The organism is Alkalicoccus daliensis (assembly GCF_900103955.1).
In the GTDB taxonomy this organism is placed as follows: domain Bacteria; phylum Bacillota; class Bacilli; order Bacillales; family Salisediminibacteriaceae; genus Alkalicoccus; species Alkalicoccus daliensis.
Genome location: NZ_FNIL01000001.1, coordinates 902,930 through 929,151, shown reverse-complemented (window position 1 = coordinate 929,151; position 26,222 = coordinate 902,930). Strand labels below are relative to the sequence as shown.

The following is a 26,222-nucleotide window of genomic DNA, read 5'->3' as shown; positions in this document are numbered from 1 at the left end:
GATCCTTTTCATTGTTCAGAAATAATTTTATTGATGTGACGTATGAAATTGATTCTATTGCATAAATTCTGAGAGGATGTCTGGAGGCGGCTTCAGCATCCTTCTCCTGTGTTTACATAAGCATAGAGCTGCGAATGAAGGAGGAGCTTGTATTGGTTAAAAGAAGAAAAGGGGTCCGGAAAAGTCTGATCGCCGTATTTTTTGCAATTATTATTGCTCTCGGTGCTCTGATCGCTTCCAATGTGACGGATCACGTGGAAGATATCAGTCTCGGACTGGATCTGCAAGGTGGATTTGAGGTGCTGTATGAAGTTCAGCCCCTCGATGATGAAGAAGGCACTGAGATTAACAGAGAATTACTTACGGATACTGTAAGTGCGCTGAATGCTCGTATAGACGTGCTGGGGGTATCAGAGCCCAGCATTAATATTGAGGGTGAGGACCGAATCCGGGTGCAGCTTGCCGGGGTGGATGATCAGGAACAGGCAAGAGAACTCCTGTCGACACAGGCAAGGCTTGAATTCCGGGACACAAATGATGTTTTAATGATGGATGGCTCTGACCTGGTAGAAGGAGGAGCACGTCAGAATTTCCGTGAACAGACAAATGAACCAATCGTTTCAGTTACGGTGGATGATGCTGATTTATTTCGTGAAATAACTGCAGAGATTTCCCAGCGTCCTTTTCCAGATAACCGGCTTGTAATCTGGCTGGATTATGAGGAAGGAGACTCCTACGAAGAAGAAATACAGAGAGAGGATTCAAAAATAGTTTCTGCACCGACAGTAAACGAAACGATTCCCTCTCGTGATGTAATGATTTCTGGGGACTTCACTACAGAATCTGCTCAGGATCTGGCAGGTATATTAAATGCAGGCGCACTGCCGGTGGAATTAGAAGAGCTTTCTTTGAATTCCGTGGGAGCACAATTAGGTGAAAGATCAATGGATATGGCGGTCAATGCAGGTTTCATTGGCATCGCACTAATCTTTGCCTATATGCTTGTGTATTACAGATTTATGGGAGCTGTAGCTGTTATTACGCTTTCTGCTTATATCTACCTTGTGCTTGTAGTATTCAATTGGCTGAATGCTGTCCTGACTCTTCCTGGTATTGCAGCTTTAATTCTGGGTGTCGGAATGGCAGTGGATGCGAATATTATTACTTTCGAAAGAATCAAAGATGAACTGCGGAGCGGCAGATCAGTAATGAGTGCTTTTAAAGCAGGAAGCAAACGTTCGTTATCTACAATACTCGATGCCAACATCACAACAATACTCGCAGCTTCAGTTCTCTTTTATTTTGGTACGAGTGCTGTGCAGGGTTTTGCGGTTATGCTTATTGTAAGTATTTTAACCAGCTTTATTACCGCAGTTTTTGGATCCCGGCTGATTTTAGGGTTATGGGTGAACAGCCGTGCACTGAATAGAAAGCCTCGACTGTTCGGTGTAAAGGAGCGTGAAATTAATGAACTTTGATCATAAGTCTTCCAAGCTGGATTTCATGAAGTACCGCAAAGCGTTCTTCGGCTTTTCACTGCTTTTCCTTCTTATCGGAGTGGCTTTGCTTTCTACTGTCGGTTTAAATTTGGGAATCGATTTTGAAAGTGGTACCACTGTGGAAGTACTTGCAGAAGAGGAAGTAACTGCTGCAGAAATTGAAGATGAATTTATGGAAATCGGCTACGAACCCGATGAGGTAGTGCTTGCCGGTGATAACAATGACATTGCGCGGGCTTCCTTTATCGGAGGTATTACCCAGGAGGAATCCCTGGAAATTCAGGCGCATTTTGATGAATTATATGGTACAACGCCTAACATAAGTACGATCACCCCGATTGTAGGGGAAGAATTAGCGAGAAATGCTATCATTTCTGTGTTAATTGCTGCGGTTGGGATTATTATCTATGTCACGGTCCGTTTTGAATTTCTTTACGGTATCTCTGCAATTATTGCTTTGTTTCATGATGCTTTATTTATACTGACCATTTTCAGTATATTGCAGATGGAAGTAAATATTCCTTTCATCGCCGCAGTTCTTACCATCATCGGTTATTCAATAAATGATACGATCGTTACCTTTGACAGGATCAGAGAAAATATGGGTCTGGAAAAGAAAGTGGAGTCATTCGAAGACGTTTCGAGAGTTGTAAATAAAAGTCTGGTGCAGACATTGGCCCGTTCCATTAATACTGTGTTAACAGTGGTGTTTGCTGCTGGTGCACTGCTAGTTTTTGGCGGGGAAGGTCTAAGAGTGTTTTCTTTCGCGCTGGTTATAGGTCTTGTTGCGGGTACGTATTCTTCCTTGTTTATTGCGGCTCAGATCTGGGCGATTCTTAAAACGAAGCAGATAAAAAAACAGCAGCAGAAAGCTTTACTCAGAGAAGAAGAAGCAGAACAGGCAGGAAACGTTTAAGTTACAGCGCCTTGGCTTAATTATAAAATGCAGCAAATATACGTAATATGAATGGTGAATCTATTTAAGAAAGTATATTTCGAATAGATAAGCGGAAAAATATCACTGATAATAATTTTTTCGACAGCCTGATAAGCACCCTGCGGTAAATAAGCAGGGTGCTTATTTATACCTGCAGTTTTACAGCATTCATGATATGGTTAAAGAAGAGTGGGCAGAAAGGCGTGTCTTTATGACGGAAATAAATGCAGATCGTTACAAAAAAGTTCAATTCGGCGCATGGATTGGCATATTGGGAAATGCCCTTCTTGCTATTGTAAAAGGAATCGTAGGGTTAGCGGCTGACAGTCGTGCACTTGTTGCCGATGCTCTTCATTCAGCTTCAGATGTAGTAAGTTCTATTGCTGTCTTAATAGGAGTGCGAGCTGCCCAGCAGCCGCCAGATGAAGACCATCCATATGGACACGGGAAGGCAGAAACTGTGACAGCAATCATTGTTTCTGTTTTATTAATCATTGTAGGCATTGAGGTGGCAGTGAATTCTTTTACCGCGATGTTTTCTCCGGAGTCTATTCCAGGTATATGGGCGGTATATGCAGCAATGTTTTCTATTCTCTTAAAAGAATTAATGTTTCAATACAAGTTTAAATTGGGTAAAAAATATAAAAGTGATGCTTTGATCGCAGATGCATGGCATCATCGTTCTGATGTATTTTCTTCTATAGCCGTTTTAGCTGGAGTAGGAGCGGCGATTGCAGGGGGAGCGCTCGGCTTCAATCAAGCCGCTATATTTGACCCGATTGCCAGTGTTATCGTTGCTGCATTCATAATAAGAATGGGCTGGAAATTGGGAGCAGAAGCGATTCATCAGACTATCGATCATGTACTTCATGAAGAAGACAGCAAATGGATGATGGAGGCCGCACACCGTGTACCGGATGTTTTGTCTGTAGATGAACTTCTGGCGCGGGAACACGGACATTACGTAATAGTAGATATCAAAATATCCGTGCATCCTTATATCACTGTAGAAGAAGGACATGCAATCGGCAAAAAAGTAAAGGCTGAATTAATGAAGTACGGATACGTCCGCGATGTGCGAGTACACATAAATCCATTTTCTGAGAAGGAGGAATAATAATGAAAGGTCAATGGGGATTAATCATAGGTCTTATCATCGTGCTGGTGATAGCAGTATTTGCTGTCATTAATGTGGATCCTGTTACTGTGAATTTCGGATTTGGAGAAGCGGACTGGCCGCTTGTACTGGTAATTTTAGGTTCAGTTTTAATGGGCGGACTGATTGTAGGACTTGTTGGAATGTATAAGATTCATAATTTGCAGCGGGAAAACAAAAAATTACGTACGAATAATGACCACAGCACTGCAAAAAATAATAAAAATCCGGATAAGTCCAAGAATGATGACGATATTAAACCGAACCCAATGGAAAAGTAATAACAAGTGAACTATTCCGGACAACGGAAGTGTTAGTGAAGCCCCCCCCCTTATTAAGGGGGGACTTTTTTGTAAAATAATATATAAAAAATCCAGTGGAATTTACAATGCTTAATTTCGTTTGTTTCCTTTGTTACGCTTATGTATAATGAACAAGTCAGGGGTGATACAATGCTACACGCGAATGCCGATTGGATTATTTCTGCAGCGCCGGAAGAAGAAGTGGAAGCACTGCAGAAAAAAACTGGATTAACAAAAATAGCTGCTCGTTTTTTAGTGCAGCGTAACATAACAGACACAGATGCAGTAAATGATTTTCTCACATTTGATGAAAGTAAACTGCATGATCCTTTCCTGATGAAGGATATGGAAAAAGCAGTAAACAGAATTAAAGAAGCGATTGCTTCTGAGGAAAAAATACTTATATTTGGAGATTACGATGCTGACGGCGTTACTAGTACGTCTTTACTTTATTCAGTATTGAGAAAACTTGGAGCGGATGCAGGCTTTTATGTGCCGAACCGTTTTACAGAAGGCTATGGACCAAACGAGCCCGCTTTCAGGCATGCAAAAGATGAAGGTGTCAGTTTAATTGTGACAGTAGATACAGGGATATCCGGAAATCATGAAGCAGAGGTTGCAAAGGAGATTGGGATAGATTTAATTATCACAGATCATCATGAGCCGCCGCCTCAGGTGCCCGATGGTTTTGCTGTCATCAATCCCAAGCAGGAAGACTGCTCCTATCCGTTTAAAGAACTGGCAGGTGCAGGAGTAGCCTTCAAGCTGAGTCACGCCTTATTAGGTGAAATACCTAAAGAGTATTATGATCTTGCTGCTGTTGGAACGATAGCGGATCTAGTGCCTTTACTTGGAGAAAACCGAATTATTGCCGCAAAAGGTCTGCGGGCCATGCAGTCAGTACTTCGTCCCGGATTAAAAGCGCTGCTGCATAAAGCTGGCGCAGAACAAGCTGATATTGATGAAGAAACAATCGGGTTTCTGATCGGACCCCGCTTGAATGCAGCAGGACGGCTGGACAGTGCAGATCCTGCAGTAGAACTATTACTCAGCAGAGATCCTGCAGAAGCAGAAGAGATAGCATTAATGATTGATGATCTGAACAAAGAGCGTCAGAAAATAGTAAAAGATATTACAGTCGAAGCAGAAGCGATTGCAGAAGAGCAGGGTATTCCTTCCGTTCTTGTGGTAGCAAAAGAAGGCTGGAATCCGGGAGTAATAGGAATCGTTGCCAGCAGGCTGGTAGAAAAATACTATCGGCCGGCAATCGTGCTCAGTATTGATCCGGAAAAAGGTACTGCGAAAGGATCCGCCAGAAGTATTGCTGGCTTTGATATGTTTCGCTCCCTATCAACGATGAGAGAGATTCTTCCCCATTTTGGTGGACATCCAATGGCGGCAGGTTTAACAATGGCGCTGGATAATGTGGATGAAATGAGATCCAGGCTGGTGAAAATTGCCGAAGAAACCCTGACAGATGAGGACTGGAAGCGAAAGCTTTATGTAGATTTACCAGCGTCTGTAGAGGAAGTTTCTGTAGAAACAATTAATGATTTAGCGCAGATGGCTCCTTTTGGTATCGGAAACCCTTCGCCAAAAGTACTGCTGGAGAACACAATTGTAGAGCAGTCCAAAAAAATAGGAGCGAATCAGGATCATTTAAAGCTAACGCTTACAAATGAAAACCACGATCGTGCGCTTGATGCTATTGCATTCAGAATGGGAGAGAAACATCATCAGCTTTCTCCGCTTGCTAAGTTGTCAGCAGTCGGAAAACTCTCGATTAACGAATGGAATGGCAGCGTAAAGCCGCAGATGATTGTAGAAGATATTAAAGTTTCAGAATGGCAGCTGTTTGATCACCGGGGAGACAAACGTTATGGTCAAAAGGCAGAAGAAGAAAAAACGATACTTTATTTTCAGAACAAAGAACAGGTAAAGCATCTTCCGTCCAGCTGGAGGAAAATAGATGTTTCCGCTCCGGAAGCAGTGAAAAAAGATCTTTCAGAAGTTACTTATGCAGTACTGTATGATGTACCTGATACGATGGAGCAGATATCACAGGTGATGAGTGAACTCATTAATATAGAAAGAATTGATGCTGTATTTCAGCATGAAGAAGAATTTTTCTTTACGGCGCTCCCTTCAAGAGATCAGTTTAAGTGGTTTTATGCTTTCATGCAGAAACGGCAGCGCTTTGACCTGAATGAGCATCTTACTGCTTTAGCAAAACATAAAGGATGGAGCGAAAGCACAATTACTTTTATTTGTGAGGTGTTTTTTGAGCTGGAATTTGTTAAGATGGAAGATGGTTTAGTTACTGTAAGGGAAGAACCAAGGAAACAAGCATTGACAGCGTCACCGACTTACCAGAAACATATACAAAAAAGCAGGATTCAGCAGGAACTTTGTTATTCAACATTTCGTTCCCTGAAAAAACAGCTGGATTCTATGATGATTTCGGCAGCTTCAGTTTCTCAGTAAACTGAAGGAAAAGCCGATAGGAGGAACTGTGAAATGGATTATAAGCAATATGTAACAGTAGTAGAAAATTTCCCGAAAGAAGGAATACGTTTTAAAGACATTACTACACTTATGGAAAATGGCCCTGTATATAAACAGGCGATTGAAGAAATGGCTGACTTTGCGGCGGATAAAAATATAGATGTAGTAGTGGGGCCCGAAGCCCGCGGCTTTGTTGTAGGATGTCCAATCGCTGTGCAAATGGGAATTGGGTTTGTCCCTGTTCGTAAAGCTGGAAAACTTCCGAGAGCAGTACTGGAAGTGGATTACGGGCTGGAATACGGAAAAGATTCCTTGAACATTCATAAAGGTTCTATTAAACCAGGACAAAGAGTATTGATTACAGATGACCTGCTTGCTACCGGCGGTACAATTGAAGCTACGATAAAAATGGTGGAAGAGCTTGGCGGTGTAGTAGCAGGAATTGCTTTCATGATAGAATTAAGCTATTTAAATGGTAAAGACCGACTAAAGCAGTACGAAGTATTTTCCTTAATGACTTATTAAATACCTGAAGCGACAAGCCGAAAATTCAAAAAGGTTTTGTCGCTTTTCTCTACCTGCATGATTTAAGATTTACATAAGCAATTAACCTCATGATATGATACTTAGAAGTATGCTAATATAAAAGTAATGTATTCGACATAATTAGTGTAATTTTGCAATATTATGACATAAACTCCCGCTCTGTCTTTACTTTGTGGCGATAGAGACTTAAAGAAAATGTAAGGTGATTACATGACTAGTGAACAAGTGCTTGAAAAAGCGAGTGAATATCTTCCCGAAAAAGATGTCGCTTTTTTACGGGAAGCTTATGAAATGGCGAAGTATGCTCACAGGGAGCAGTATCGGCGTTCAGGTGAACCGTATATTTGGCATCCAGTACAGGTAGCAGGGATCCTTGTGGAACTTGGCATGGATCCAGATACGATTGCTGCCGCCTTCCTTCATGACGTAGTGGAGGATACAGATATAGGTCTGGATGAACTGGAAGAAAAGTTCGGAGAACAGGTAGCCATGCTTGTAGATGGTGTCACCAAGCTTGGTAAAATAAAATACAAGTCAAAAGAAGAGCAGCAGGCAGAAAATCACCGGAAAATGTTTGTCGCCATGGCAAAGGATATTCGGGTCATTTTAATTAAACTCGCAGACCGTCTTCATAATATGCGGACATTAAAACATCTTCCTCCGGAAAAACAGCGGAGAATCTCAAATGAAACACTGGAGATTTTTGCGCCGCTCGCTCACCGCTTAGGTATATCCAAAATAAAATGGGAGCTTGAAGACACTTCCCTGCGCTATTTGAATCCGCAGCAGTACTACCGTATTGTAAATTTGATGAAAAAGAAGCGTGTGGAGAGAGAGAGCTATATTGAAGAAGTGCAGTCCCTGTTAAAAGAACGGTTGGGCGGAATGGATATTGAAGCAGATATTCATGGAAGAGCAAAGCATATTTATAGTATTTATAGAAAGATGGTACTGCAGAACAAGCAATTTAATGAAATTTATGATCTGCTCGCAATCCGGATCGTTGTAAAAAGTATTAAAGACTGTTATGCAGTCCTTGGTACGATCCACACGCAGTGGAAACCGATGCCGGGAAGGTTTAAAGATTATATTGCGATGCCGAAAGCGAATATGTACCAGTCTCTTCATACAACAGTTATCGGGCCGAAAGGTGATCCGCTGGAAGTGCAGATACGTTCAGAGGATATGCATAAAGTCGCAGAATTCGGTGTGGCTGCCCATTGGGCGTATAAAGAAGGAAAAACTGTTTCTGATGCCGAGTCTCTTGAAACAAAAATGTCATGGTTCCGTGAAATTCTTGAATGGCAGAACAATACAAATGATGCACAGGAATTTATGGAATCTTTGAAAATAGATTTATTTTCTGACATGGTATTCGTATTTTCTCCAAAAGGTGATGTGATGGAACTGCCGAAAGGCTCTGTGCCGCTTGATTTTGCCTTTAGAATCCATACAGAAGTGGGAAACCGCTGTATTGGCGCGAAAGTAAATGGAAAAATGGTACCGCTCGATCATCAGCTGAAAACCGGTGATATCGTGGAAATACTTACTTCCAAGCATTCTTACGGTCCCAGCCAGGACTGGATAAAAATTACGCAGAGTTCCCATGCGAAAAATAAAATCCGTCAGTGGTTTAAAAAAGAACGCCGGGAAGAAAATGTGGATAAAGGCCGGGACATGATCGAGAAAGAAATAGAAAACAAAGGATTTACTCCGAAACAGGCGCTGACGAAAGATAATATTCAGCGGGTAATGGATAAATTCAGCTTTACTACCGAAGAAGATATGTATGCTGCAGTAGGATATCATGGTATCACAGCAGCACAGGTAGTAACCCGGCTGACAGATAATCTGAGAAAGCAGGAGGAAGCCCCTGAAGGACAGACGCTTACAGAAGCGGTGGGAGAGTTAAAGCAGCAGACGAAAACTCCCGCAAAATCAGATCAGACTGGTGTAAAAGTGCGCGGGGTGGATAACCTGATGATTCGTCTTTCCCGCTGCTGTAATCCGGTTCCCGGAGATGAAATTGTCGGCTATATTACTAAGGGCAGAGGAGTTTCCATTCATAGGAGCGACTGTCCGAATGTTCAGGATGAAGAAAATTCAAGGATCCTTCCTGTAGAGTGGGAAGAGCGGCCGCAGCAGTCGAAAAATTATGATGTGGATATTGAAATATCGGGTTATGACCGAAGATCTTTACTAAATGATGTACTTCAGGCTGTAGCGGAGACAAAAACTAATATACAGGCTGTTTCAGGGAAAGCGGATAAAAATAAAATGGCACGGATAGATATGACAATTTCTATTCAGAACACCGCACATCTGCAGCGTGTAGTTGACCGTATTAAGCAGATTTCGGACATATATTCCGTGCGGAGAATTATGCATTAGAAGGAAGGTAAGCAGTCATGAGGGTGGTTGTACAGCGTTCAAAAGAAGGAAAAGTTACAGTAAATGAAAAAACAGTCGGGCAAATTCAGCATGGACTGATGCTGCTCGTTGGTGTAACACATGAGGACAGCAGGGAAGATGCTGAGTATCTTGCCGACAAGATAGCCGGACTTCGTATATTTGAAGATGAAGACGATAAATTAAACCTTTCCATTAAAGAAACAAATGGCCAGATTTTATCGGTATCTCAATTTACATTATACGGTGACTGCCGGAAAGGGCGCCGGCCTAACTTCATGGCTGCCGCCAAGCCGGATCATGCAGCGGAAATCTTTGATTATTTTAATGAATACCTGCGTGAGAAGCATGATCTGCATGTTGAAACAGGAGAATTTGGTGAAATGATGGATGTATCATTTACAAATGATGGACCAGTAACCCTCATTGTTGAAAGTAAATAATTTATCGACTTGACATACATGCAAACAATTCGTATTATAAGACAATATCGCATCACCAAGGACGGAGAAAAGTAGTAAAGAGTTTTCTTGTCGAACAGAGAGAAAGTGCCTTTGGCTGGAAGCACTTTTGTACAGAACTTTACGAAGGAACACTCCATAGGTGCCTCTTTGAAATATAAGTAGATGAGGCCGTGAATCAGGCGTTAACTGATATAAGTGGAAGCAGAACTGCTTCAACTAGGGTGGTACCACGGGTTTATTCCTCTCGTCCCTGACTATGTCAGGGAGGGGAGTTTTTTTTATGTCAAAAATTAAGTGAAACAGGAGGATTTGATCATGTCATTTACAATTCCACGGGGGACTCAGGATATACTTCCTGGCGAATCCGAAAAGTGGCAGATAGTCGAGCAGACTGCGCATGATTTATGCAGACGCTACAATTACAAAGAGATACGCACTCCAATTTTTGAACAGACAGAGTTATTTGCGCGTGGAGTAGGTGACACTACAGATATCGTGCAGAAGGAAATGTATGAGTTCAAAGATCGTGGAGATCGAAGTCTTACGCTGCGTCCGGAAGGAACTGCACCAGTGGTACGCTCTTATGTAGGAGAAAAAATGCATGGATGGGTGAACCAGCCGGTAAAACTTTATTATACAGGACCGATGTTCCGCTACGAACGTCCGCAGTCAGGACGGATGCGCCAGTTTGTTCAATTTGGAGTAGAGGCACTGGGAAGTGCAGATCCGGCGGTAGATGCTGAAGTTATCGCCTTGGCGATGGAACTTTATCAGGAACTTGGGTTAAAAGATTTAAAGCTTGTCATTAACAGTCTCGGCGATAAAGAAAGCCGGGAAGCGCATAAGCAGGCGCTGATTCAGCATTTTGAACCGAGAATTAATGAGTTCTGTGCCGACTGTCAGGCGAGGCTTACAAAAAATCCATTGCGTATTTTGGATTGTAAAGTAGACAGAGATCACGAACTTATGGGCAGTGCACCGGCAATTCTTGATTATTTAAATGAGGATTCCACAAAGTATTTTAAGCAGGTACAGGAATTTTTATCCGCGATGAAAATTCCGTTTGTAGTGGATCCGACACTTGTGCGTGGCCTGGACTATTATAATAATACTGCATTTGAGATTATGCTTGATGGAGAAGGGTTTGGAGCGATTACTACGTTGGCGGGCGGTGGAAGATATAATGGCCTTGTGGAAGATATCGGAGGACCTGAAACCCCGGGCATTGGTTTTGCACTCAGTATTGAGCGTTTGTTAATGGCGCTGGAAGTACAGGGCGTAGATTTAATCCAAGATTCCCAGCTGGACGTTTACTTAGTCACCCTGGGAGACAAGGCAAAAAATAAAGCTCCTGAACTGCTTTACCAGCTGAGAAAACAAGGATTTTCCGTGGATGCTGATTATATGGGCAAGAAAATGAAAGCACAGATGAAAACAGCGAACCGCCAGCAGGCACATGCAGTCCTGATATTAGGAGATGACGAGCTTGCAGAAGGAAAAATAAATGTAAAAGAGATGGCAACAGGAGAACAGAAGCTTCTGCAACTAGGTGAACTGGAAGCGGAACTTGCTGCACTGCTGCAAAGAAAGGATGAAGCATAGTGAAACAGCGTACACATACATGTGGAGAATTAACAGAACAACAGGTGGGAGAAAAAGTCATTCTGCTGGGATGGGTGAAAAAACGCCGTGATTTAGGCCAGGTCATTTTCATTGATCTGCGTGATGCCGCAGGGCAAGTACAGATTGTGTTTAATGGCGAAAAACAGCCGGAAGCTTTGGCTGTAGCAGAATCAGTAAGAAGTGAATATGTGCTGGAAGTCGAAGGGGAAGTAGTGCAGCGGGAAGAAAGCACCGTAAACCCTAAGATAGATACAGGCAGAATTGAGATAATCATTGAAGACGTCCGTGTACTGAATGCAGCAAAAGGTCTTCCGTTTGTTATTGAAGATGAAGCTGAATTAAACGAAGATGTACGTCTGAAATACCGGTATCTTGATCTGAGACGTCCAATGATGCAGGACACCATGAAGCTGCGGTACCGCACTACGAAGATGATCAGAGATATTCTGGATGAAGAAAAATTCATGGAGATTGAAACACCGATGCTTACAAAAAGCACGCCGGAAGGTGCCCGTGATTATTTAGTTCCCTCCCGTGTGCATCACGGTGACTTCTATGCGCTTCCTCAGTCACCCCAGCTGTTTAAGCAGCTATTAATGGTTGCTGGATTCGAAAGATACTTCCAGATTGCAAGGTGTTTCCGTGATGAAGATCTGCGGGCAGACCGGCAGCCTGAATTCACTCAGGTCGACATTGAAGCTTCTTTTATGGGGAAAGAACAATTAATTTCCATGATGGAAAAAATGATGCAGCGCCTCGTAAAAGACCTGCGCGGAGAAGACGTGGAAACTGCCTTCAAAAGGTTAACCTACCAGGAAGCAATGAACAGGTATGGATCAGATAAGCCAGATACAAGGTTCGGTATGGAACTTGTGGATATTTCTGAACAGGTGAAGGAAAGCGGATTTAAAGTGTTTTCTTCTACAGTAGAAAATGGCGGTGTCGTAAAAGGCATCTGTGTGAAAGGAATTGCTCCCGAGTATTCCCGTAAAGACCTCGATGAACTAAGTGGATTTGCAGAAATTTACGGTGCAAAAGGGCTGGCATGGCTGAAGGTTTCTTCTGAAAGTGAAGTGAAAGGACCGATCGCCAAATTCTTTAACGAAGAGGAACAGAAACAGTTAATAGAGGTGTTTGAAGCTGAAGAAGGAGATGTGTTGTTCTTTGCAGCTGATAAAATCCGGGTGGCATGGGATGTGCTGGGAGCACTGCGGACGAAATTTGCCAAGGAAAGAAACCTGATTCCTTCGAATACGTTTGACTTCCTTTGGGTGACAGAGTTTCCACTCCTGTCCTACGATGAAGACGAAAAGCGCTATGTAGCTGAACATCACCCATTTACACGCCCTGTAGCGGAAGATGAAGAGCTGCTGACGACGAATCCTGAAAAAGTAAGAGCAGAAGCTTATGACCTTGTATTAAATGGCTACGAACTCGGTGGTGGGTCTCAGCGTATTTATGAACGTGGACTTCAGGAAAAAATGTTTACAGCACTTGGTTTTTCAGAAGAAGAAGCGAAAGAGCAGTTTGGATTTCTCCTGGATGCATTCGAATACGGTACACCGCCGCATGGAGGAATTGCGCTGGGACTGGACCGGCTCGTGATGATTCTTGCAGACCGCACGAATCTGAGAGACACAATTGCTTTCCCTAAAACAGCAAGCGCCAGCTGTCTGCTGACAAATGCACCAAGCAGTGTAGAGCAGTCAAAGCTTGATGAGCTTCATTTGAACGTGCAGGAAAAGAAAAAAGAAGAAACAAAAGAAAAGTAAGATCAGTATGCTGTCGGAAAGGCAGCAGTGGAGCTTAAAAAAAATTCTGTGCCGGGATTTACCAGCAGAACATCAGAGTTAACTAATTATTTAGAAAATTCATCTTGCAATTATTAAATTCATGAGGTAAGATGAAGATGAAATAAACGTTATCTTTTATAAGGGTCCTGCGGTGTACGTGTTAAACGACGGTTTTGAGCCAACATTTTCACGTAGGGAGCTTATTCGTTCCATTGGAATGGACACGCCTCGCTTGTCAGAGGACTTCCGGACTTGTGGGCAGAGCACCCACCTGCCTGGGCAGGTTCAAAGCAAGTGAACATAACGGCATTATGGGACTCTTATACTCACTATAAAACTTTAAAGCTGATTTACTAAAGAATTTTCTTTAGTAAATCAGCTTTTTTTATTTTCCTTTTCTTTTTCTTTCTGCAAAGTAATCCAGTCTGCGCTGTACCGTTTTTTCATAGCCGTTCGTAGATGGGTGATAAAACGTCTTATGCTTCAAATGATCAGGCAGGTACTGCTGTACAGCATAATGATTCTCATAATTGTGAGGATACAGATAGCCCTCTCCATGTCCAAGCTTACTGGCTCCCTTATAGTGAGCATCTCTTAAATGCATAGGGACTTCTCCTGTTTTTTCTTTTTTAACAGTATTCAGAGCGCTGTCTATACTTGTAATTACCGCGTTGCTTTTCGGAGCGGTAGCTAAATAAAGTGCTGCTTCTGCTAAGGGGATACGTGCTTCAGGCATGCCGAGAAACTCCACTGCGTGAAAAGCAGCTTCCGCAATAAGCAGTGCGTTCGGATCGGCAAGGCCGACATCTTCTGCGGCATGCACATAAATTCTTCTGGCAATGAACCTCGCATCCTCCCCGGCATAAATCATCTTCGCGAGCCAATACATAGTCGCATCCGGATCTGAACCGCGGATGCTTTTAATAAAAGCTGAAATAGTATCATAATGATTATCTCCATCTTTATCATATCTCACCATCCGCTGCTGAATGGACTGCTCTGCGGTAGTAAGGTCTATTTGAATAATCCCCTCACTATTCGGATTTGTAGTAAGAACTGCAAGCTCCAGTGCGTTTAAAGCAGTTCTTGCGTCACCCTGAGCGATATTAATAATATGATTTAAAGCCTGCTGGTCAATTTGAATTTCATAATTCCCAAATCCTCTTTCACTATCGTGCACAGCTTCGTAAATCACCTTTTCCATATCTTCATCAGTAAGCTTTTCCAGCTGAAACAGGCGGGAGCGGGACAGAAGTGCAGGATTCACCTCAAACATAGGGTTTTCTGTGGTCGCTCCGATTAAAATAACGGTCCCATCTTCTACATGCGGCAGGAGTGCATCCTGCTGACTTTTATTGAACCTGTGGATTTCGTCAATAAATAAAACTGTTTTTCTTTCATCAAAACGCAGGCGGTCTTTTGCCTTTGCCACCACTTCCTTCACATCTTTTACTCCAGCCGTTACTGCATTGAGCTGCTCAAAAAAAGCAGTAGAAGCTTCTGCAATTACTCTGGCCAGTGTTGTTTTTCCTGTTCCGGGGGGGCCAAAAAATATCATTGCAGAAAGACGGTCTGCTTCTACAGCTCTTCTTAACAAAGTATTTTCACCAATAATATGATCCTGACCTCTTACTTCAGACAAAGTTCTCGGCCTCATTCTTGCTGCAAGCGGGCCTTTATTAGTATTTGAAGATTGATTTTCGAATAAATCCATGTAATACCTCCTGGAAAACTTAATTCACCGGTGCAACCTAATTGCAATTTTAGCGGAACCTCGTTAGAATGCAAAGGGTTACTGACTTTCGAACTTTGTTTCAGAAAGATATTTCATGCTATAATAGCGGAGAGACAGTTAAATTAGGAGGACTTGTTAGTGAAACCATTACATTTAAATTTAAACAGTCCTCTAATTCGATGGACAATTTTTACGATCGGTTTATTAATAATGAGTTTAGGGATTGCTTTGATGATACGTGCAGAATTAGGAAGTGCTCCCTGGGATGTACTGCATATTGGTTTAACACAGCAGCTCGGCTTAACGGTAGGAAGCTGGACAGTAATTATGGGCTTTTTATTATTAGCACTTTCGACAACGTTGACAAAAAAGTTTCCGCAGCCTGGAGCCTATGCGAACATGCTGCTGGTCGGCTTATTTGTCGATATTTTTTTGTTTCTAATCGGTACCCCTTCCGCGTGGGGAGGACAGCTGCTTATGCTTGTTACAGGAATTTTAGTTATGGGCTTTGGAATCGGAGTCTACATTGCTCCAAGATGTGGTGCAGGACCAAGAGACAGCATTATGCTGGCTCTTTCCGCCAGAACTGGAGCTTCGGTAGCACGCGTGCGTGTAATAATGGAAATCCTTGTATTAGCATGCGGCTGGATGCTCGGAGGACCGGTGTTTTTTGGAACAATCCTATTCAGTTTAACTATTGGACACGTAACCGGCTATTCATTAAATATATGCAATTATTGGATGGATCGACTAACGGAAAGAGGGATGCAGGTTGAAAATATCAACTAAAGGACGATATGGACTTACTATAATGATAGCACTTGCGAAAAAATCTGGAGACGGACCAGTTTCTTTAAAATCAATTGCAAAAGAGCATTCACTTTCAGAACATTATCTGGAGCAGCTGATTGCACCGCTTCGAAACGCAATGCTCGTAAAAAGTGTGCGCGGTGCTTATGGCGGCTATATGCTTGCAAAACCTGCTGACACTATAACTGCCGGGGATATTATCCGCGTACTCGAAGGGCCGATCACTCCTGTAGAAATTATTGAGGATGAAGAGCCTGCGAAAAGAGATCTCTGGATAAAAATACGTGATGCGGTAAAAGAAGTTTTGGATTCCACTACGCTTGAATACTTAGCAGAGTATAAAGATGAGGGAAATCAGGACAATTATATGTTTTATATTTAGGTGAAAGGTGGAAGTCAACTTGGAAAGAATATATCTGGACCATGCAGCCACGTCCCCAGTACACCCTCACGCTGCAGAAGCAATGATTCCTTATTTAACTGATTTTTTCGGCAATCCTTCGAGCATTCATCACTTTGGCAGGCAAGCGAGAGCAGGGTTGGATGAAGCGCGGGAAAAAATCGCTGCTTTTATCGGTGCGTCTTATAATGAAATTGTTTTTACCGGTGGCGGAACTGAAGCAGATAATCTTGCCATTATCGGTTATGCCCGGGCAAACCGGCAAAAAGGAAATCATATTATTACTGCTTCCACTGAGCATCACGGGGTGCTCAACGCTTGTAAGCTGCTGGAAACTGAAGGGTTCGAAGTAACTTATCTGCCGGTGGATGAGTATGGGCGTATTTCGTTAAAAGGGCTGGAAGCAGAGTTAAAAGATAATACGATTCTCGTATCGATTATGACTGCAAATAATGAGACTGGCATTCTTCAGCCAATAAAAGAAATTGGCGCACTTTTAAAAAGTCATTCCGCAGTCTTTCATACGGATGCTGTGCAGGCCCTGGGAAAGCATTTGATAAATGTGGAAGAGATGCATATTGATATGCTTGCTGCTTCTGCCCACAAATTCAATGGACCGAATGGTGTCGGTTTCTTATATGTAAAGCAGGGTATTGAGCTTTCTCCTATCCTTTTTGGAGGAGAGCAGGAACGAAAAAGAAGAGCCGGCACGGAAAACACTGCTGGAGTTATAGGGATGTACAGAGCCCTGGAGATATCTCTTGAGCATCGAGAGGCGAGAAATGAAGATTACTTGTCATTTCGTAATCTTTTGCTGGAAAAGCTATTTGAAGCGGATGTAAAATATGTTATTAATGGTGATGCCCCATATATGCTGCCGAATGTCTTGAATTTAAGCTTCCCGGGGGCAAACGTAGAACAGCTGCTGATGAACCTCGATCTGGAAGGAATTGCTGTATCAAGCGGTTCTGCCTGTACTGCAGGGTCAGTGGAACCATCTCATGTTCTTTTAAGTATGCATGGGGAAAATGAACGAAGTAAATCAGCAGTCAGGTTCAGTTTTGGCTATGGAAATACAAGCGGCCAAGTGGAGAAAACGGCACAGGTGTTAAATAAAGTATTAAAACGAATGAAAATATAATTTAAATTGGAGGTGTCTGCGTTGGCAGATAACGCAAATACAAGAGTCGTTGTCGGTATGTCAGGCGGAGTCGATTCCTCTGTTACGGCCCACTTGCTGAAAGAGCAGGGGTATGAAGTAATCGGCATTTTTATGAAAAACTGGGATGATACAGATGATTCCGGTATGTGTACAGCAACGGAAGATTATAATGATGTCATCCGTGTATGCAACCAGATTGGCATTCCTTACTTTGCTGTGAATTTTGAAAAAGAGTACTGGGATAAAGTATTCACGTATTTTCTGGAAGAGTACAAGGCAGGGAGAACCCCCAATCCGGATGTAATGTGCAACAAAGAAATTAAATTTAAAGCTTTCCTTGATCACGCACTTGCGCTTGGGGCAGATTATGTGGCTACCGGCCATTATGCACAAGTATCGAGGGAGAACGGCCAAGTAAAATTATTAAGAGGCCTGGATCAGAATAAAGATCAAACCTACTTTCTTAATGCACTGAGCCAGGAGCAGCTGCAGAAAGTAATGTTTCCGCTTGGTGATATTGAAAAACCCCGTGTGCGTGAAATTGCAAAAGAAGCGGCACTTGCGACAGCAGATAAAAAAGATTCTACAGGGATTTGTTTTATCGGCGAAAGAAACTTCAAAGAATTTCTTTCTCAGTATCTCCCGGCGCAAAAAGGAAATATGGAAACAATGGATGGAGAAATAAAAGGAACCCATGATGGGCTGATGTATTACACGCTTGGTCAGAGACAGGGGCTTGGTATCGGCGGTTCCGGTGAACCATGGTTTGTGGTAGATAAAGATCTGGATCGTAACGTTTTAATTGTCGGACAGGGCTTTCATCACCCGCAATTGTATTCTGAAGCTTTAACTGCAGTAGATGTAAACTGGATTTCCGGGAAAGCACCGGAAGAAGCTTTTACCTGCACTGCAAAATTCCGATACCGCCAGGAAGATCATCCTGTGACAGTAATACCGCAGAAAGATGGATCTTTAGAGGTTTCTTTCGAAGATCCAGAAAGAGCAGTGACGCCCGGACAGTATGTGGTATTCTATCACGAAAGAGAGTGCCTTGGCGGAGGAACGATTGATCAGGTCAAAAAAGCTGCGGCAGTATAATAAACAAAAGAAGCTGTGCCTGAATTATTTTAAGGCATGGCTTTCTTTGCTCAATCTAAAGGAGAGTGTATAATATGGACAAAAACACACAAGCTGTAACAGAAATGCAGGAAGGGAACATTGAAGAAGCGGCAAAACTGCTGAATGAAGCAATAGAAGAAAATCCAGAGGATCCTGTCGCCTTTACTAATTTCGGGAATCTGCTTGCTGCGGTGAACGAAGAGGACCGCGCTGTTGTTTTCTATGAAAAAGCAATTGAACTGGAAGAAACTTCCGGGACGGCATACTATGGTCTGGGAAACATATTTTATAACAAAGAAGATTTTAAGCAAGCGATTGATGCTTACCAGGAAGCGATTCACCAGGGATTAATGCAGGCAGATGTATATTACATGCTTGGAATGAGTTTCTTTCAGGGAGGAGATTTTCTGCGGGCAATTCCTCATTTATCCCGCGCAGTGGAAATGAATGATGAAGATGTAGACGCGCACTTCCATTTTGGACTGGCACTCGCCCAGGCAGAAGAAATTGATGAGGCAATGAAACAGTTTCAAAAAACAATAGAACTGGAGCCGGAGCACGCAGACTGCTATTTTAATATGGGTGTTGGCTATGCGTATCAGGATGACGCAGAAACGGCATTAAGTATGTTTAATAAAGCACTGGAAATTCAGCCCGATCATGCACTCAGTGCGAATGGGAAAAACCAGATGGAAAAAGCGATTAATGGAGAACTGGAAGAATAAGAATGGAGGTGAAGACAGGTGGAGGATCAGCAGCCGCATATTAAAGGAGAACTTCTCCACCTGATTTACCATCAGGAGGATTCTCTCTATACTGTAGCAAAGCTTAAAATCACCAGTGCTTCTGAAGAGGTTACTGAAAAAGAAACTGTAGTAGTGGGGTTAATGGCTAAACCGGAGCGTGATACGCTCTATACTTTTCATGGCTCGATGAAAGATCACCCCAGATTTGGCAGGCAGTTTAAATTTGATACATATAAAAAGGAGCTGCCTGATACTAAGCAGGGGCTGATTCTTTATTTTTCCAGCGATCGGTTTCCGGGTATCGGCCGTAAAACTGCGGAGAATATCGTGGATACATTCGGTACTGATGCAATATCTATTATTTTATCTCATCCAAGCAGACTGACAGAAGTACCAAAGCTCGATCCTGAAAAAGCTGATATTATCCACGAGCAGCTGATGGAAGATCAGGGAATCGAAGAAGTCTTAATGAAATTATATGAATATGGATTTGGACTGAGACTTGCTATAAAAATTTATCAGACCTATCAGACAGAAGCGCTCCATATTATCGAAAGAAACCCGTACAAAATGGTTGAAGATGTGGAAGGCGTTGGGTTTATTAAAGCCGACCAGATCGGAAGAAAACAGGGAGTGACCGGAGACCACCCGGACCGTATAAAAGCAGCAGTTATGTTTACGCTGCAGGAACAGTGTTTGAATGAAGGTCACGTGTACGTGGAGAGCGATCAGGTAATTACGAATGCAATTGAACTGCTGGAACATGGAAATGGTGAAAAAATTGACAGATTGAAAGTAGCAGAAGTCATTTTAATGCAGACAGAGGAAGAAAAAATTATCGATGTAGAAAAGGCGTTATATATACCTTCCCTGTATTTTGCAGAGAAAGGAATTGCGACCAACGTCCGAAGATTGATGGACCAGGAAGAACTGGATGAATTTCCTGAATCTGAACTGTTAAAATCGATTGGGGAGGTCGAGGACAGATTTAAAGTAACATATGCTCCTACACAGAAAACAGCGATTGAAACAGCTGTTACTTCCCCTATAATGATGCTTACCGGAGGGCCGGGGACAGGGAAAACGACTGTAATCCAGGGAGTAATTGAAGTATATGCTTCTTTAAAAGGTCTTTCTGTAAATAAAGACGATTACACAGGCACTAAAGATCCTTTCCCCTTTCTGCTTGCAGCTCCTACGGGACGCGCTGCGAAGCGGATGAAAGAGTCCACCGGCCTGCCGGCGTCCACAATACACCGGCTTCTTGGTTATAAGGGGATGGAGGGGGAAGGTTTTGAAAAAGACGAGGAAACCCCACTGGAAGGCCAGCTTCTCATTCTGGATGAAATGTCCATGGTGGACACTTGGCTTGCAAACCAATTATTCCGGGCAGTACCCGATGGAATGCAGGTGGTAATCGTCGGGGATGAGGATCAGCTTCCTTCTGTGGGTCCCGGTCAGATTCTGACGGATCTTTTAAAAGCAGAACAAATTCCTACGGTAAGATTAACTGATATTTACAGACAGTCGGAAGATTCAAAAATAATTACATTTTCTCATGAAATAAAAAACGGGACTTTACCGGAAAATATTGATAAATCAAGTGATGATCTGCGCTTCTTTCCATGTGAGTCGGAAAGCGTTCCGGAAGCGGTAGAAAAAATCTGCAGAGGCGCAATCTCGAAAGGCTACACTGCCCGGGACATACAGGTGCTTGCACCGATGTACAGAGGGGTGGCAGGTATTGATAATCTGAATAAGCTGCTGCAGGAGCTCTTTAATCCAAAAAAGGAACGCATGAAAGAAGTGGCTTTTGGCGATGTGGTGTACAGAACGGGAGACGTGGTACTCCAGCTTGTGAATAATCCGGAAGAAAATGTATTTAATGGGGACCGCGGTGAAATTGCTGCCATACTTACTGAAAAAGAGACCGCAGATAAAAAAATGCAGATCGTCGTATCTTATGATGGAATTGAAGTTATTTATTCAAAGCAGGATCTGACACAGATCACACATGCTTACTGCTGCTCTATTCATAAATCGCAGGGAAGTGAATTCCCGATTGTTATTATGCCGGTAGTAAAAAGCTATTACCGGATGCTGCGGCGAAAACTTATCTATACAGGCATTACCAGGGCAAAGCAGTATCTTCTGTTATGCGGCGATTGGAAAGCGCTGCAGTTTGCGGTGGAAACCGACCGTGAACTGATTAGAAATACTTCACTTGTAGATAAATTAATGCAAAAAGATGGGGATGAATAGCAGGTAAAAGACCGAGATCTTAAAGCTGCCGCTCTATCAAGCTGCTTCGATAACGTTTCGTAAGATGTTCGAAAGTAATACTTCTTTCGTTAAATATGATTTTGATAAAATATTTTTAAATTTGGTTTGACACAAAGTATAAATTTTTTCTATAATATGAAACGGATATAGTAAACATGTTGAAGGAGAAAAGTTTTCACAGCCCTTTTGCAGAGAGAGATTCCCCCGGCTGAAAGGAGTCTTAAAAGAAGAGTGAAAAACTGCTGCTCTGGAGTGCAGGGTAACACCTGCCGGCAGGCGACCGTTAATTCGTCAACTGAAGTGGCAGACAAGCGTCTGTAACCAGGGTGGTACCGCGTGAATTTATCTCGTCCCTAGCAATCGTTGCTGTGGGAGGAGATTTTTTTATTAAGTATTTATTTTTTACCGCAGAAGTGTCAGTAACAAAAGCGGTTTGGAAATGATGGGGAGAAGCCATTCACTTGATTAGAAAATCTAAGGAGGAAAATATAATGAAATATTTAACATCAGCAGAAGTGCGGCAAATGTATTTAGATTTTTTTAAGGAAAAGGGCCATACAGTAGAACCGAGTGCTTCACTAGTACCTCACGAAGATCCATCGCTGCTCTGGATTAACAGCGGGGTGGCAACGTTGAAGAAATACTTTGATGGTCGTGTGATCCCAGAGAATCCGAGGATCGTGAACGCCCAAAAATCTATACGCACAAACGATATTGAAAATGTAGGAAAGACTGCCAGGCATCATACTTTTTTTGAAATGCTCGGGAACTTTTCTATTGGTGAATATTTTAAAAAAGAAGCTATTCACTGGGGATGGGAATTTTTAACGGATAAAAAATGGATTGGTTTCGATCCAGATAAACTAGCAGTAACCATTTATCCAGAGGATGAGGAAGCTTTTCGAATCTGGCATGAAGAAATTGGTCTGCCGGAAGAGCGGATTATCCGTCTGGAGGAAAATTTCTGGGATATAGGTGAAGGGCCATGTGGTCCAAATACCGAGATATTTTATGACCGGGGGCCGGAATACGGTGAAGATGAGAATGATCCTGAAATGTACCCCGGGGGTGAAAATGAGCGCCATCTGGAAATATGGAATTTAGTATTTTCACAGTTCAACCATAATCCTGACGGAAGTTACACTCCGCTTCCAAAGAAGAATATAGATACAGGTATGGGGCTTGAAAGAATGGTTTCTGTTATTCAGGATGCTCCTACTAATTTTGATACTGACTTATTCCTGCCGATTATTAAGGAAACCGCTTCTATCTCCGGGAAAGAGTACGGAGTATCTCCAGAACTGGACACAGCTTTTAAGGTGATAGCAGATCATGTGCGGACAGTAAGTTTTGCAGTTACTGACGGAGCACTTCCTTCCAATGAAGGAAGAGGCTACGTGCTGCGGAGACTGCTTCGCCGTGCAGTGCGCTATGCGAAAGTACTCGGTATTGATGAGCCGTTCATGTACCGTCTTGTTCCGGTGGTAAGTGATATTATGGTAGACTTTTATCCTGAAGTAAAAGAGAAGTCAGAATTTGTGCAGAAAGTAATGAAGAATGAAGAAGAAAGATTTCACGAAACTTTGCATGATGGGTTAAATATGCTTCAAAAAATTATTGAAGAAGCAAAACAACAGGGAGAAACAAAAATCCAGGGTACTGACGTATTTAAACTTTATGATACCTATGGCTTTCCTGTAGACTTAACAGAAGAATACGTGGAAGAGGCAGGTTTGGAAACAGACCGTGAAGGCTTCGAAACAGAAATGCAGAAACAGCGGCAGCGTGCAAGAGCTGCAAGACAGGACTCCGGCTCTATGCAGCAGCAAGATGAAGTACTCGGAGGACTTACTACACCTTCTGCATTTGTGGGATATACCAAATTACAGACGACGACTCGGGTATCAGCTATTATTAAAGGTAAGCAGCTGAATGATTTTGCCACTAAAGGAGACAAAGTTCAGATTGTCCTTGAAGAAACTCCTTTTTATGCAGAAAGCGGCGGACAGATAGCGGATATTGGCACAATCGAAAATAAAGATGTTACTTTAAATGTTATCAATGTTAAAAAAGCACCAAACGGACAGCATCTCCATGAAGCTGAAGTAACAAATGGAACAGTAAAAATAAATGCAGAAGTATCTGCAGAAGTTGCGGAAAATACAAGAAAAGCAATCATTAAAAATCACTCTGCCACTCATTTAATGCATCAGGCACTGAAAGATATCCTGGGCGACCATGTGAATCAGGCAGGATCACTGGTGGAACCAACCCGGCTCCGATTTGATTTTTCACATTTTGGACCTGTTTCAGAAAAAGAAATTGAAGCAATTGAAGCAATCGTAAACGAAAAAATCTGGAATGCAGTACCAGTGGAAATTATGGAAACAAGCCTTGAAGAAGCAAAGCAGATGGGTGCGATGGCGCTGTTTGGTGAAAAATATGGAAGCAGCGTAAGAGTTGTCCGAATGAGTGATTACAGTCTGGAACTTTGCGGGGGATGCCACGTAAGCAGCACAGCGGAAATAGGCCTCTTTAAAATCGTATCTGAAGGACGCATTGGTGCAGGAGTTCGACGGATTGAAGCAGTCACTGGTAAAAACGCCTACGAATTTATGAACAGTCAGGTAGAGAAGCTTAAAAAAACAGCTGAAAGCCTGAAAACAGGCTTGGAAGAAGTTCCTGGCCGTGTGCAGCAGCTGCAGAAGCAATTGAGAGAAAAAGAAAAAGAAAATGAATCGCTTACTGCAAAATTAAGCCAGATGCAGGCCGGCAGTTTGTTAGATGAAACACAGGAAATCGATGGAGTTAAAGTATTAACAAAACAGGTAAACGCCTCAGATATGAACGCTTTAAGAGGACTGGCGGACAGTTTAAAAGAAAAGCTTGGATCCGGTATCCTGGTTTTAGCTTCTGTGACCGGAGAAAAAGTGAGTATTGTAGCAAGCGTGTCAAAAGATTTAATCGATGAAGGCTATCATGCTGGAAAAATTGTTAAAGAAGTAGCTGCTATCTGCGGCGGAGGCGGAGGCGGCCGTCCTGATATGGCACAGGCAGGTGCAAAAGATGCTTCAAAAGTAGAAGAGGCACTCGCAAAAGTTGAAGATCTTGTGAAAAAGTAATTGTTTTTCATATACAACTGCGAGTACTCATACTAAAATAGATATAGTGTACCTTTTCTTAAAATTATAAGAAAGGCGGGAGAGATATGAGTTCAATGGACAAAACAATGAAATTCAGTTTCAATGAAGATGATTCTATGGATCAGCATGTAAAAGACGTACTCATGAACGTTTATTCATCCCTTGAAGAAAAGGGGTACAATCCTATTAATCAAATCGTGGGGTATTTATTATCAGGAGACCCTGCGTACATTCCAAGACACAATGACGCCAGAACTCTTATTAGAAAGATGGAAAGAGATGAAATCATTGAGGAACTAGTCCGTTCTTATCTGGCGAAAGAAGATAAAAAAGATCAATGAAAACATTAGGACTGGATGTAGGAACTAAAACTATCGGTGTGGCTGTCAGCGATGCTTTCGGCTGGACCGCTCAGGGACTCACCACGCTCCGCCGTGAGGATGGAAAAGAAGAAGAGGATATTGAAGCAATAAAGCAGCTGATTAAGGAGCATGAGATCAGTACCATCGTAGTTGGACTTCCTAAAAACATGAATGGAACAATAGGTCCCAGTGCAGAATTATGCCAGGACTTTGCGCAGCAGCTCCGTGAGCGCACAGCACTTGAAGTGAAAATGTGGGATGAGCGGCTTACGACAATGGCAGCAGAAAGAATGCTTGTAGATGCAGATGTAAGTCGTAAGAAGCGGAAAAAAGTAATTGATAAAATGGCTGCAGTAATGATTCTGCAGGGCTATCTTGACAGCAAATAAAATTGACAGAGGAGGTGCAGTTACATGTCTGAAATGAAAATTAACCATCCAGAAGGTGATGATAATAAAATTGTCATTCCTGATGAAAACGGAGATGAGCATTTATTTGAAATCTTATTTACATTTGATGTAGACAGTACAGGAAATTCTTACATGGTTCTTGCTCCAGAAGGATCAAGTGAAGATGAAGAAGACGAAGTGGAAGTGCATGCTTTCCGCTACGAAGATGAAGAAGGAGAAGATCTTTCCCTATTCCCGATTGAAACTGAAGAAGAATGGGATATGGTGGAAGAACTATTAAATACGTTTACTGAAGATGATGAATAAAATTTTCCGCCGGTAAGTCTAACCGGCGGATTTTCTATGTATACAGATTTCCAAAAAAGCCAGGGCAGAAGGATTGCACTACTGATCAATTTTTCCAGTACTGTTGAAGAATGAGAGTTTATTGCTTAAAAAATTCAGCTCTGTTAATACTCCTTGTTAATAAGAGAAAACTTCGCTGCAACTGGCCTGGCGTGGACGAGCTCCTTCGCTTCCTCACTGCGCTGCGGGATGTTCCCAGCTCGTTCTTCCGGAGGCTGTGTGAACTTTCTCCGCGCACTGGCGCAGCCGACCAAATGATCTTAAAGTCATCTTCAGGGTCTTTGTGCTGATGACTGCTGGTCGAGCGGAGCAATGCTCACTCTCTAAACAGGCGTCCGCCGGTTTCCGCTCTGTTCTTCCCTTTGCGAAACAAAAGAAAGAGATTGTTTTTATTACAAGCTTTTCTATCCAAAAAATGAAGACAAGGCGGTAAAGACGCCTGCAGTAAAAGAAAGCGTGAAGATCAGAGATTC

The 26,222-nt window shown here is 42.5% G+C and carries 21 protein-coding genes, 1 other RNA gene and 1 other annotated feature; of the genes, 21 read left to right on the top strand and 1 reads right to left on the bottom strand.

All coding sequences use genetic code 11. The features are described 5' to 3' along the window. The first annotated feature begins 152 nt into the window (after positions 1 to 152). The 11 genes from secD to ssrS all read left to right on the top strand — a co-directional run bounded on the left by secD (position 153) and on the right by ssrS (position 13,556). Positions 153 to 1,478, top strand: coding sequence for a protein translocase subunit SecD (gene secD / locus BLP92_RS04565; protein WP_244516642.1), 1,326 nt, complete (start codon positions 153 to 155; stop codon positions 1,476 to 1,478). Beyond that, on the top strand, positions 1,468 to 2,415 hold the full coding sequence (gene secF, locus BLP92_RS04560) for a protein translocase subunit SecF (RefSeq protein ID WP_090840980.1): 948 nt from the start codon (positions 1,468 to 1,470) through the stop codon (positions 2,413 to 2,415). Before secD ends, secF begins: the two co-directional genes overlap by 11 nt. Before the next feature lie 232 nt (positions 2,416 to 2,647). Continuing rightward, positions 2,648 to 3,553: a cation diffusion facilitator family transporter gene (locus BLP92_RS04555; RefSeq protein ID WP_090841102.1), complete on the top strand. Its 906-nt coding sequence runs from the start codon at positions 2,648 to 2,650 to the stop codon at positions 3,551 to 3,553. A gap of 2 nt (positions 3,554 to 3,555) precedes the next feature. Next, positions 3,556 to 3,873, top strand: coding sequence for a LapA family protein (locus tag BLP92_RS04550; protein WP_090840978.1), 318 nt, complete (start codon positions 3,556 to 3,558; stop codon positions 3,871 to 3,873). Positions 3,874 to 4,044: 171 nt separating this feature from the next. Then, positions 4,045 to 6,378, top strand: a complete 2,334-nt coding sequence (recJ, locus tag BLP92_RS04545; protein ID WP_090840976.1) for a single-stranded-DNA-specific exonuclease RecJ — start codon at positions 4,045 to 4,047, stop codon at positions 6,376 to 6,378. 33 nt (positions 6,379 to 6,411) lie between these two features. After that, the gene (locus BLP92_RS04540; protein ID WP_090840974.1) at positions 6,412 to 6,924 is read left to right on the top strand and encodes an adenine phosphoribosyltransferase; all 513 of its coding nucleotides are present in this window, start codon (positions 6,412 to 6,414) and stop codon (positions 6,922 to 6,924) included. A gap of 231 nt (positions 6,925 to 7,155) precedes the next feature. Next, positions 7,156 to 9,336 (top strand): RelA/SpoT family protein, encoded by a 2,181-nt coding sequence (locus BLP92_RS04535; RefSeq protein WP_090840972.1) that lies wholly within the window; start codon positions 7,156 to 7,158, stop codon positions 9,334 to 9,336. A gap of 17 nt (positions 9,337 to 9,353) precedes the next feature. Next, on the top strand, positions 9,354 to 9,797 hold the full coding sequence (gene dtd, locus BLP92_RS04530; RefSeq protein ID WP_090840970.1) for a D-aminoacyl-tRNA deacylase: 444 nt from the start codon (positions 9,354 to 9,356) through the stop codon (positions 9,795 to 9,797). A gap of 49 nt (positions 9,798 to 9,846) precedes the next feature. Further along, positions 9,847 to 10,073: a binding site (T-box leader), on the top strand. Between the two features lie 60 nt (positions 10,074 to 10,133). After that, on the top strand, positions 10,134 to 11,420 hold the full coding sequence (gene hisS, locus BLP92_RS04525) for a histidine--tRNA ligase (RefSeq protein ID WP_090840968.1): 1,287 nt from the start codon (positions 10,134 to 10,136) through the stop codon (positions 11,418 to 11,420). Further along, complete coding sequence (aspS, locus tag BLP92_RS04520) at positions 11,420 to 13,213, top strand: aspartate--tRNA ligase (protein ID WP_090840966.1); 1,794 nt, start codon at positions 11,420 to 11,422, stop codon at positions 13,211 to 13,213. Before hisS ends, aspS begins: the two co-directional genes overlap by 1 nt. Before the next feature lie 161 nt (positions 13,214 to 13,374). Next, positions 13,375 to 13,556, top strand: a non-coding RNA gene (gene ssrS, locus BLP92_RS04515) — 6S RNA. A gap of 63 nt (positions 13,557 to 13,619) precedes the next feature. Here ssrS and BLP92_RS04510 read toward each other — a convergent pair. Then, positions 13,620 to 14,948 carry an AAA family ATPase gene (locus tag BLP92_RS04510; RefSeq protein WP_090840964.1) on the bottom strand — a complete coding sequence of 443 codons (1,329 nt, stop codon included), beginning with the start codon at positions 14,946 to 14,948 and terminating at the stop codon, positions 13,620 to 13,622. A 159-nt stretch (positions 14,949 to 15,107) separates the two neighbouring features. Here BLP92_RS04510 and BLP92_RS04505 point away from each other — a divergent pair, with 159 nt between their 5' ends. The 10 genes from BLP92_RS04505 to BLP92_RS04460 all read left to right on the top strand — a co-directional run bounded on the left by BLP92_RS04505 (position 15,108) and on the right by BLP92_RS04460 (position 25,710). Further along, the gene (locus tag BLP92_RS04505; protein ID WP_090840962.1) at positions 15,108 to 15,758 is read left to right on the top strand and encodes a YczE/YyaS/YitT family protein; all 651 of its coding nucleotides are present in this window, start codon (positions 15,108 to 15,110) and stop codon (positions 15,756 to 15,758) included. Then, positions 15,742 to 16,161, top strand: a complete 420-nt coding sequence (cymR, locus tag BLP92_RS04500) for a cysteine metabolism transcriptional regulator CymR (protein ID WP_090840960.1) — start codon at positions 15,742 to 15,744, stop codon at positions 16,159 to 16,161. The genes BLP92_RS04505 and cymR overlap by 17 nt, the downstream gene beginning before the upstream one ends. A gap of 19 nt (positions 16,162 to 16,180) precedes the next feature. Continuing rightward, a complete protein-coding gene (locus BLP92_RS04495; RefSeq protein ID WP_090840958.1) occupies positions 16,181 to 17,320 on the top strand; it encodes a cysteine desulfurase family protein in 1,140 nt (379 codons plus the stop codon). A gap of 21 nt (positions 17,321 to 17,341) precedes the next feature. Next, a complete protein-coding gene (gene mnmA, locus BLP92_RS04490) occupies positions 17,342 to 18,439 on the top strand; it encodes a tRNA 2-thiouridine(34) synthase MnmA (RefSeq protein WP_090840956.1) in 1,098 nt (365 codons plus the stop codon). A gap of 74 nt (positions 18,440 to 18,513) precedes the next feature. Continuing rightward, complete coding sequence (locus BLP92_RS04485) at positions 18,514 to 19,185, top strand: tetratricopeptide repeat protein (protein WP_090840954.1); 672 nt, start codon at positions 18,514 to 18,516, stop codon at positions 19,183 to 19,185. 18 nt (positions 19,186 to 19,203) lie between these two features. Further along, a complete protein-coding gene (recD2, locus tag BLP92_RS04480; protein WP_090840952.1) occupies positions 19,204 to 21,468 on the top strand; it encodes an SF1B family DNA helicase RecD2 in 2,265 nt (754 codons plus the stop codon). Positions 21,469 to 21,980: 512 nt separating this feature from the next. Then, positions 21,981 to 24,611 carry an alanine--tRNA ligase gene (gene alaS, locus BLP92_RS04475; protein ID WP_090840950.1) on the top strand — a complete coding sequence of 877 codons (2,631 nt, stop codon included), beginning with the start codon at positions 21,981 to 21,983 and terminating at the stop codon, positions 24,609 to 24,611. An 86-nt stretch (positions 24,612 to 24,697) separates the two neighbouring features. Next, positions 24,698 to 24,973, top strand: coding sequence for an IreB family regulatory phosphoprotein (locus BLP92_RS04470; protein ID WP_090840948.1), 276 nt, complete (start codon positions 24,698 to 24,700; stop codon positions 24,971 to 24,973). Beyond that, complete coding sequence (ruvX, locus tag BLP92_RS04465) at positions 24,970 to 25,383, top strand: Holliday junction resolvase RuvX (protein WP_090840946.1); 414 nt, start codon at positions 24,970 to 24,972, stop codon at positions 25,381 to 25,383. The genes BLP92_RS04470 and ruvX overlap by 4 nt, the downstream gene beginning before the upstream one ends. Positions 25,384 to 25,407: 24 nt before the next feature. Beyond that, complete coding sequence (locus BLP92_RS04460) at positions 25,408 to 25,710, top strand: DUF1292 domain-containing protein (RefSeq protein ID WP_090840944.1); 303 nt, start codon at positions 25,408 to 25,410, stop codon at positions 25,708 to 25,710. Positions 25,711 to 26,222: the final 512 nt, after the last annotated feature.

Coding starts and splice junctions, on each gene's coding strand:
- secF (WP_090840980.1), top strand. CDS start 1,468: ATGAACTTTGATCATAAGTCTTCCAAGCTGGATTTCATGAAGTACCGC.
- BLP92_RS04555 (WP_090841102.1), top strand. CDS start 2,648: ATGACGGAAATAAATGCAGATCGTTACAAAAAAGTTCAATTCGGCGCA.
- BLP92_RS04550 (WP_090840978.1), top strand. CDS start 3,556: ATGAAAGGTCAATGGGGATTAATCATAGGTCTTATCATCGTGCTGGTG.
- recJ (WP_090840976.1), top strand. CDS start 4,045: ATGCTACACGCGAATGCCGATTGGATTATTTCTGCAGCGCCGGAAGAA.
- BLP92_RS04540 (WP_090840974.1), top strand. CDS start 6,412: ATGGATTATAAGCAATATGTAACAGTAGTAGAAAATTTCCCGAAAGAA.
- BLP92_RS04535 (WP_090840972.1), top strand. CDS start 7,156: ATGACTAGTGAACAAGTGCTTGAAAAAGCGAGTGAATATCTTCCCGAA.
- dtd (WP_090840970.1), top strand. CDS start 9,354: ATGAGGGTGGTTGTACAGCGTTCAAAAGAAGGAAAAGTTACAGTAAAT.
- hisS (WP_090840968.1), top strand. CDS start 10,134: ATGTCATTTACAATTCCACGGGGGACTCAGGATATACTTCCTGGCGAA.
- BLP92_RS04510 (WP_090840964.1), bottom strand. CDS start 14,948: ATGGATTTATTCGAAAATCAATCTTCAAATACTAATAAAGGCCCGCTT.
- BLP92_RS04485 (WP_090840954.1), top strand. CDS start 18,514: ATGGACAAAAACACACAAGCTGTAACAGAAATGCAGGAAGGGAACATT.
- alaS (WP_090840950.1), top strand. CDS start 21,981: ATGAAATATTTAACATCAGCAGAAGTGCGGCAAATGTATTTAGATTTT.
- BLP92_RS04470 (WP_090840948.1), top strand. CDS start 24,698: ATGAGTTCAATGGACAAAACAATGAAATTCAGTTTCAATGAAGATGAT.
- ruvX (WP_090840946.1), top strand. CDS start 24,970: ATGAAAACATTAGGACTGGATGTAGGAACTAAAACTATCGGTGTGGCT.
- BLP92_RS04460 (WP_090840944.1), top strand. CDS start 25,408: ATGTCTGAAATGAAAATTAACCATCCAGAAGGTGATGATAATAAAATT.